At 28.2% G+C, this 2,570-nt stretch carries 2 protein-coding genes and 1 pseudogene; all 3 read right to left on the reverse strand.

Features of this window, described 5'->3' with window-relative positions:
• Positions 1–193, reverse strand: a pseudogene (locus tag Q0K52_RS14725) (hypothetical protein); the annotation flags it as partial.
• Between the two features lie 157 nt (positions 194–350).
• Positions 351–1,202: an AAA family ATPase gene (locus Q0K52_RS14730; protein WP_297300636.1), complete on the reverse strand. Its 852-nt coding sequence runs from the start codon at positions 1,200–1,202 to the stop codon at positions 351–353.
• Entirely contained in the window at positions 1,168–2,079 is a 912-nt protein-coding gene (locus tag Q0K52_RS14735) for a hypothetical protein (protein ID WP_297300637.1), read from the reverse strand. The genes Q0K52_RS14730 and Q0K52_RS14735 overlap by 35 nt, the downstream gene beginning before the upstream one ends.
• Between the last annotated feature and the right edge of the window lie 491 nt (positions 2,080–2,570).

Below are 2,570 nucleotides of genomic sequence, written 5' to 3' on the forward strand. Positions count from 1 at the left end.
AAATCCATATAGTACCTTCGTATTCCCCAGTAGGGCATACAGAAAAATCAATATTTTCTTTAGTTTCTTTATTACTATTTTTTAATATAAATCTCTGTATAGCATTCATTATAGTGTTAGCTTCTGCTTTATCATCAGACATAAAAGTTATGCCAAAACGGCCTTTATCTTCTATAAAGTTTACTTCTCTCATTGTTACTATGTTCGCCCACCCGTAAGGGTGCCTACTTGGTCGCTTTCTAATTCCCAAGCCTGTAAACAGTCTCGGCGGCTCGGCTCACTCCTTCTTTTTTTATCTCCTATTTTTTAATAAAATCTTATATAAATAGTCAAAATAATATTTTGACTATTTAAGTAGTTATTAATTCTTTATACTTCTGCATTTCTATTTCTATAATTTTCAAGTTTAATAGTCTGCTTGTTAGTCTGCCTTTCATATATTCTGCATCAGTTTTTTTATTCAAACCTTTTAATAAATCATCATAACTTTTATTTGATGTAAGAATAGCTGTTTTTTCTCCGCTTCTTATATTATCAAATATTTTATAGTATCCATCGATAGCGTAATGAAAGCCAACGCTATCAATATCATCTATCATAATAATATCTGCATTTTTGGCATTATCTATTTTTCTATCAATAGCAGCTTTTATGTCTTTATCTTTAGCATTTTGATTAAATAAGTTTTTATGTAAATCTTCAAAATGGCTTGCTCTCATATACATCACTTTTATATTATTAATAGCGTATATTTGCCATAACATTTTAAGCATTGTAGTTTTACCTGTTCCGCTCTTCCCTCTGAAATATAATGACATTGTACTTCCTACATTCAAATATTTTTTTATAGAATTAATCAGCTCAGTTTGATTAAATCTTTCTGCAAAAATATCTAAAGTCATTTCATTATCTAATGTACCAAACACTAAATTATATGTTTTTATAAGGTTATCAATTCTTTCTATCTTTTCTGATATTTTACTTTTTTCATCACTGACACAATCGCACATAGTAGGCAGGCTGTATCTTCTACCTGAAAAACTTAAATCATCTGAAACTTTTAAAAATCCATACTCGTCGCATTTAGTACAATTTGGGTCTTTTCCGTCCCTTGCTTTTGATTTTAATTCTTCCAAATATTTTTTATAGTTTTGCAGACAGTAACTGCTATCCGCAATTTGCAATTTGTGAATACGCATCATCTAGGTTTCCTCCTTCTTCTATAATGTTTAATAAATAATTCAGTTTATCAATTCCGCTTGGTATTGTATATTTTTTTGTTTCCTGTGTTTCTTCGCTTTGAGTTTTATTTTCTTTGTTTGTATTATTTTGTTTTTCTTCCTGCGTTTCTAATAGAGCATACTCTGTTAAATCCTGAAGTTTCAATGACGGCTGACTTCCTAATGAGTTTGATTTTTTAAGTTTTAAAAATCTTGTTTTTACAGTTTCTAAAATATCATTAATATTGTTATTTATTCTATTTTTGAAAATATTTAGAAGTTCTTTTTTATATCTTGCTCTCACTGAATAATCTAATTTTTCAAGCAATAACTCTTCATACAATTTTTTAAACTTTTCTAAAAACTCACTTTGAAGCTGAAGCTCTTTTATCTCTTTGTCATCTGTTAAAAGTTTTGCAGGATATATTGGATTTTCGTCCACATCTTCATTAAACAAACTAGGCTCATCATATATCACAGTAACAGGAGCTTCGAGATTCTGAAGTTTTTTATCTTCCTCTTTCAGCTCTTCAATTTTATTTTTCAAATTAGTAAAGTCATATACAAGTCCGCTTGATATTAATTTTCCTTTCTGATAAGTCCTTGCTATTTTTATTTTTAAATAGCCTTTTGCCTGAAGACTTTTTCTTTGTCTTGTGCATCTTCTGCTGATATCTTTATCTCTAATTTCATTAAAATCTTTATTTACTAAATGAAATATCCAGCATATAAACTCAAACTCGCTTGTTGTTAATCCTAATCTAGTTCTATATTCAAGCACTTCAAAAGGTGTTGTTAATAAATCTGCAGGATAATCTATTTTTCCGTAAAGTGCCGAAAACTTTTCTAACTCTGCCATTATTCTATACCGCCTGATATTTTTTTATAAGTCAATTTTCGTACTAACATTAAACCGCCTCCGTGATTGTATTTTTTAAAAAATATTCCTCCTTCTGCAGTGATAAAAATTATTAAGGCAAAGAACTGCCTGAATGATTTAAATAAATTTATGCTGCATTTGTTTTTGATATTTTTTAGCAGGAATGCTAATTGATGAAATAAACTCTGTTCTTTATCTAAAAAAGTCAAGCATAACTTTTTAGTTGCAATTATTATCGAGATTTTTAAGGATTGCTGTTGTTTTAAATCTAGTATGCGATGAACACATACTAGATTTTTTAATTTATCGATTTTTATTTTGAGAGAAGATTTTGAAACCTGTACCGCTTTCCATAGTCTTAGAAAATTCGTTAAAATGAAAAGTTTGTCAATATTTTTAATATATTGTATAATAATAATATGGATTTTAATTTAACAGACGAAGAAATAAAATTTTTGAAAGCTTTTCAT

It is taken from the genome of uncultured Brachyspira sp., from assembly GCF_944390845.1.
Taxonomy (GTDB): domain Bacteria; phylum Spirochaetota; class Brachyspiria; order Brachyspirales; family Brachyspiraceae; genus Brachyspira; species Brachyspira pulli.